The sequence below is a fragment of the Microbacterium sp. genome (assembly GCF_029263575.1).
GTDB lineage: Bacteria > Actinomycetota > Actinomycetes > Actinomycetales > Microbacteriaceae > Microbacterium.
The window spans coordinates 1-5,943 of the sequence record NZ_JAJUFV010000166.1; the positions used below are offsets into that span (position 1 = coordinate 1).

The 5,943-nt window shown below is 65.9% G+C and carries 4 protein-coding genes and 1 tRNA gene; 3 read left to right on the forward strand and 2 right to left on the reverse strand.

The window, feature by feature from the left end; all coding sequences use genetic code 11:
* Positions 1-1,917 (forward strand): UPF0182 family protein (locus Q1J95_RS13605; RefSeq protein WP_300268466.1); only part of this gene is annotated, 1,917 nt, incomplete at its 5' end.
* Positions 1,918-2,133: 216 nt separating this feature from the next.
* On the opposite strand, the gene Q1J95_RS13610 is transcribed toward Q1J95_RS13605, so the two are convergent.
* Positions 2,134-2,207 (reverse strand) — tRNA-Met (locus tag Q1J95_RS13610).
* An 87-nt stretch (positions 2,208-2,294) separates the two neighbouring features.
* Between Q1J95_RS13610 and Q1J95_RS13615 the strand changes: the two genes are divergently transcribed.
* Complete coding sequence (locus tag Q1J95_RS13615; protein ID WP_300268468.1) at positions 2,295-3,098, forward strand: carbon-nitrogen hydrolase family protein; 804 nt, start codon at positions 2,295-2,297, stop codon at positions 3,096-3,098.
* A gap of 40 nt (positions 3,099-3,138) precedes the next feature.
* On the opposite strand, the gene Q1J95_RS13620 is transcribed toward Q1J95_RS13615, so the two are convergent.
* Positions 3,139-4,335, reverse strand: coding sequence for an aminotransferase class I/II-fold pyridoxal phosphate-dependent enzyme (locus tag Q1J95_RS13620; RefSeq protein ID WP_300268471.1), 1,197 nt, complete (start codon positions 4,333-4,335; stop codon positions 3,139-3,141).
* Between the two features lie 97 nt (positions 4,336-4,432).
* On the opposite strand from Q1J95_RS13620, the gene Q1J95_RS13625 reads away from it, so the two are divergent.
* The coding region (locus Q1J95_RS13625) for a trypsin-like peptidase domain-containing protein (protein WP_300268474.1) at positions 4,433-5,943 on the forward strand (1,511 nt) is incomplete at its 3' end.

The following is a 5,943-nucleotide window of genomic DNA, read 5'->3' on the forward strand; positions in this document are numbered from 1 at the left end:
GAAGCCGGTCAGCTGCGCGATGACGCCGAGACCACGGCATCCATCCGCATCCTCGACCCGAGCATCATCAGCCCGACCGTGCAGCAGCTCGAGCAGTTCCGTGGCTACTACCAGTTCCAGGACGAGCTCGATGTCGACCGCTACGAGATCGATGGCACGATGCAGGACACCGTCGTCGCCGTGCGCGAACTCGACGTCAACCGCCTCGGCGACAGCAACAACTGGAACAACCGCACGGCGGTGTACACGCACGGCTACGGCCTCGTGGTCGCCGCCGGTAACCAGCGCACGAGCGAGGGCGAGCCAGTCTTCCTCGAACGCGGTATTCCGACCTCGGGCTTCTTGACCGACAGCGAGGAGTTCCAGCCGCGCGTCTACTTCGGCGAGGAGTCGCCGCTGTACTCGATCGTCGGTGCGCCGGAGGGCACCGACCCGGTCGAGATCGACTACCCGCGTGGTGAAGACGGCGCCAACGAGACGAAGACCACGTTCGTCGGCGATGGTGGGCCGCAGATCGGCAACACCTTCCAGAAGCTTCTCTTCGCGCTGAAGTTCCAAGAGGCCGAGATCCTGTTCTCCGATCTGGTGAACGAGGACTCGCAGATTCTGTACGACCGTGACCCGGTCACGCGCGTGCAGAAGGCCGCGCCGTACCTGAAGCTCGACAGCGATCCCTACCCGAGCGTCGTCGATGGCCGCATCGTGTGGATCGTCGACGGATACACGACCAGCTCGACGTATCCCTACTCGACGAGCGTGAGCCTGTCGGATGCGATCACCGACTCGAGCACCGACTCGCCGAACTTCGCGATCGACGACATCAACTACATTCGCAACTCGGTGAAGGCGACCGTCGATGCGTACGACGGTTCGGTGACGCTGTACGCCTGGGACGAGGAGGACCCGATCCTCAAGGCCTGGCAGAAGGTGTACCCCTCGACGGTGCAGCCGATTGACGAGATGTCGGCTGAGTTGATGAGCCACGTGCGTTACCCGACCGACATGTTCAAGGTGCAGCGTGAGATCCTCGAGGTCTACCACGTCGACACCGCCGGCTCGTTCGCTCAGCAGGACAACCGTTGGCAGACGCCGGATGACCCGCGCAACCCTGACGAGCTGCAGCCGCCGTATTACCTGTCGATGCAGATGCCGGGTCAGGATTCCCCGCGCTTCTCGATGTTCTCGACCTTCATCCCGGCCTCAGCGCAGGGCACCTCGAGTCGTAACGTGCTCATGGGGTATCTGGCGGTCGATTCGGATGCCGGGGCGACAGCGGGGGAGAAGGCCGAAGGCTACGGGCAACTGAGACTGCTCGAGATCGACGCCGATACCACTGTGCCCGGCCCCGGTCAGGTGCAGAACACCTTCAACTCCGACCCGGATGTGGTGCGAGAGCTCAACCTCTTGCAACAGGGTGAATCGCAGGTCAAGTACGGAAACCTGCTGACACTTCCCGTCGGTGGCGGTCTGCTGTATGTGCAGCCGGTGTATGTGCAGTCGTCGGATGCCGCGGGCACGCAGTTGCCGTTGCTGCAGAAGGTCCTGGTGACCTTCGGTGACAGCATCGCCTTCGAAGACACGCTCACCGCGGCACTCGACGAGATATTCGGCGGAGACTCGGGTGCCAGCGGTGGTGACGAAGAGGTGGAGCCGGCAGATCCCAACGGCGAACCGACAACGCCGGACGAGGGGACGACCGATCCTGACGAGGGGACGACTGACCCGGATGAGGGTACGACTGACCCCGACACGTCGAGCGACCCGCGTGAGGCGGCCCTGGCCGATGCTCAGCAGGCGCTGCTCGATCGTGAGGCAGCGCTCAAGGAGGGCGATCTGACCAAGTTCGCCGAAGCTGATGAGCGCCTCACCGACGCGATCAACGAGTTGCTGGCTCTGGAAGAGTCCGCCGCGAACTGATCGCACCCCGCGACGCGACGAGGGTCCCGTCTGAATCTGATGATTCGGGCGGGACCCTTCTTCGTCGGGGGCGATCGCGGCGGCTCAGCGGCGCCGTCACGTCAGCGGTGGCGCCACGGCTCAGCGCCGCCGTCACGGCTTAGCGGAGCAGCCAATGCGAAAGGCCCCTGATCAGAATTTCTCCCGATCAGGGGCCTTTCTTGTGTCGCTTTCTCGTTGCGGGGGCAGGATTTGAACCTACGACCTCCGGGTTATGAGCCCGGCGAGCTACCGAACTGCTCCACCCCGCGGCACGAGTTATAGCTTAGCACGGGAATGCAGAGCCGTCACATCCGGGGGCGGATGCTGCGGCCGTGGCGATGCGCCAAGATGGAGGCATGTCCGACACCGCCTCCACGTTCGTTGCCGTCTGCCAGTTCAGCCCCACCGACTCACGCGAGTCGAACCGCGCGCGCATCGCGGAGCTGACGGCGGATGCGGCAGGCCGGGGCGCGCGGTTGGTCGTTTTTCCGGAGTACTCGAGTTACTTCGTCGATCCGATGGATGTGACGCTCGCTGCGAACTCCGAGCCGCTTGACGGTGCGTTCGTGAAGGCGCTGCAGGGCGTGGCATCCGCTCATGGGGTCACGATCGTCGCCGGGCTGGTCGAGTCCGCCGGTGACCGGGTGCGCAATACTCTCGTCGCCGTCGACGGCACAGGCCTGCGCGCGACCTACCGCAAACAGCACCTCTACGACGCATTCGGACAGACCGAGTCCGATTGGATCGAAGCCGGTGAGCTCGGTGCTCCCGAGACGCTCGACATCGACGGCCTGCGCGTCGCGATGATGACCTGTTACGACCTGCGCTTTCCCGAAGTCGCCCGCACGCTCGTCGATGCCGGGGCCGACGTCATCGTCGTGCCGGCCGAGTGGGTGCGCGGGGCGCTCAAAGAGCACCACTGGACCACGCTTCTCGCCGCCCGCGCGATCGAGAACACCGTCTACGTCGTGGCCGCTGACCACCCGACACCCATCGGCGTCGGACACTCGCAGATCATCGACCCGCAGGGTGTCGTCGTCGCGGGTGTCGGAACGGCCGAGGGCATCGCGGTCGCCGAGCTGTCGCACGACGCCATCGAGCGTGTGCGCGAGAAGAACCCGGCGCTGAAGCTTCGGCGGTACACGGTCGTTCCGCGCTGAGCCTGACCGACAACGAACCCCCTGCCCCGCACCCCCAGAATCAACCCGCAGCGAGCCGGGCGGCGGCCTCCTCCAGTACCTCCACCTTCTTGCAGGCCGCGAAGCGCACGAGCCCCGCGTACTCACCTTGGTGCTCGCGGCTGACGAACGCGCTCAGCGGGATCGCGACCACTCCGGTCTTCTCTGGCATCTCCCGGCAGAACGCCGCTGTGTCCGCGCCGCCCAGTGCCGTGGCATCCGCGACGGTGAAATATCCGCCCCTGGGCGGGATGACGTCGTACCCGGCGGCGCGAAGTCCATCGCCGAGAATCGTGTGCTTGCGCGCGAGAGCGGCCGCGGCATCCGTGAAGAAAGAATCCGCAAGGCGCAGCCCCACAGCGATCGCGGGCTGGAACGCCGACCCGTTCACATAGGTGAGATATTGCTTCACAGTGAGCACGGCGGTGATGAGCTCGGCGGGCCCGTGCACCCAGCCGATCTTCCACCCGGTGGTCGAGAAGGTCTTGCCCGCCGATGAGATGGTCAGGGTGCGCTCGGCCGCGCCCGGCAAAGTCGCGATCGGCACGTGCGGGGCATCGAAGGTGAGGTGCTCATAGACCTCGTCGGTGACGATGATCGCGTCGTGCCGGTGGGCGAGGCGCACGATCTCGTTCTGCACCTCGGGCGAGAACACGGCTCCTGTCGGATTGTGCGGGTCGTTGACGAGGATGATCCGCGTCCGGTCGGTGACGGATGCCGCGAGCTCCTCCAGATCGGGCTGAAAATCGGGTCGGCGAAGCCCGACCGTGCGAAGCCGCGCGCCGGCCAATGCCACGGCGGCGGCGTAGGAGTCGTAGTACGGCTCGAACACGACCACTTCGTCATCGGGGGAGTCGATGAGCGCCAGAAGGGTCGCCGTCAGAGCTTCGGTCGCCCCGGCTGTCACGATCACCTCGGATGCCGGGTCGACGGCCAAACCGTAGAACCTCTGTTGGTGCTCGCTGATGGCCGCCAGCAGATCGGGGACGCCCCGGCCGGGCGGGTACTGATTCATCCCGTCGGCGATCGCGGCGCGCGCGGCGTCGAGAACCTCGGCCGGGCCGTCTTCGTCAGGAAAGCCCTGCCCAAGATTGATGGCACCGGTTCTGACCGCGAGCGCAGACATCTCTGCGAAAATGGTAGGTGCGACGACGCCGTCAGGAGAAAGCAGTCCGGCCCCGGCCGCAGTGCGCCGCCAGGCGCCAGCAAGAGAACTCATGTAACCCAGGCTAAGGGCATAGCCGACACTCATCTTGACCATATTGAACGCACAGTTACGGCGGGCATCCTGAAGGGGCGTTGTTAAGGAGCAGACTATGATCAAAGTCAACATCCCCACCGGGCCCGCCTCGTCAGAGCAGCCCGAACCGCACATCGCCCGCGAGGGCGGTCACCACGACATGCCGTCGTCGTTCGCGTCAGAGGTCGCTGCGTCAGACGCGGCTGCAGCTCCGGCATCCGACGCCGCGCCGCAGCACACGCCTCCGTACGTCGCCTCGGCTGCCTCGTCGCCGTCGCACGCGTCGCCGGCGCAGGCGTCGCCGTCGGACCCGCAGCCGCACGCATCCCAGCCGCACGCATCCCAGCCGCACGCATCCCAGCCGCACGCTTCGCAGCCGCACGCTTCACACCCCACCCCGGGGGCGGCCTTCGGCATCCCGGCCCCGGTCGGCCTCCACAACGATCCGGCTAACAGCACGCAGCCGACGGTTCCGCTCGATTCTGATTTCTCACCGGCCTCGCAGGCCACCCCGAAGCAGAAAGAGAAGAAGCCTTTCGGTGCGGGCAAGGTGGCAGCGCTCGTCGTCGCGGCAGCGCTGGTCGGCGGGGCCGCCGGTCTCGGCACCAGTTACATCGGCAACACCGTGTGGGCGCAGCCCGGCGGGAGCGCGGCGAGCGGTCCAGACTCGATCACCGTCAACAACCCCGGTTCGGTGAATGAGACGACCGCGATCGCGACCGAGGTGCTGCCGTCTGTCGTCACGATCCAGGTTGCTGGACAGAACGGCTCGGGCAACGGTTCCGGTGTCGTGCTCAGTAAAGACGGATACGTCCTCACCAACACGCACGTGGTCACCCTCGGTGGTGCTGAAGCGGATCCGACGATTCGCGTGACCACGTCCGACGGGACGATGTATGACGCCACGATCGTCGGCACCGACCCGATCTACGACCTCGCCGTCATCAAACTTGAAGGTGCGGAAGACCTGAAGCCGATCGAGTTCGCCGACTCGTCGGAGATCAACGTCGGCTCGACCGCGGTCGCTGTCGGAGCCCCGCTCGGCCTCTCGAACTCGGTGACCACGGGCATCGTGAGTGCGCTGAACCGCAGCATCCAGATCGCGTCGTCGGCCCTGCCCGAGTCGGGACCGGATTCGCCCGACGAGCAGGAATCCGACCAAGAGGGCGGGCCATTCCAATTCGACCTGCCCGGCACTGAGCAGCAGCAGGCGACCGAGTCGATCTCGATCGCGGTGATCCAGACGGATGCCGCCATCAACCCGGGTAACTCCGGTGGCGCACTCGTCGACAGCGAAGGAAAGCTGATCGGCATCAACGTCGCCATCGCCACGGCAGGATCCTCGGAGGAATCCGGCTCGATCGGTGTCGGCTTCGCGATCCCGTCGAACGTCGCCGAGCGCATCTCGCAAGAGATCATCGAAGACGGCGCCGCCACCCACGGTCTGCTCGGTGCCTCCGTGCGCGATGCCGCCTCGGTGGCCGACGCATCCGTCGCCGGTGCGTACATCGTCGAGACCACCCCCGATGGAGGTGCGGCCGAAGCCGGGCTGAAGGAGGGCGACATCGTCACCTCGTTCAACGGCGC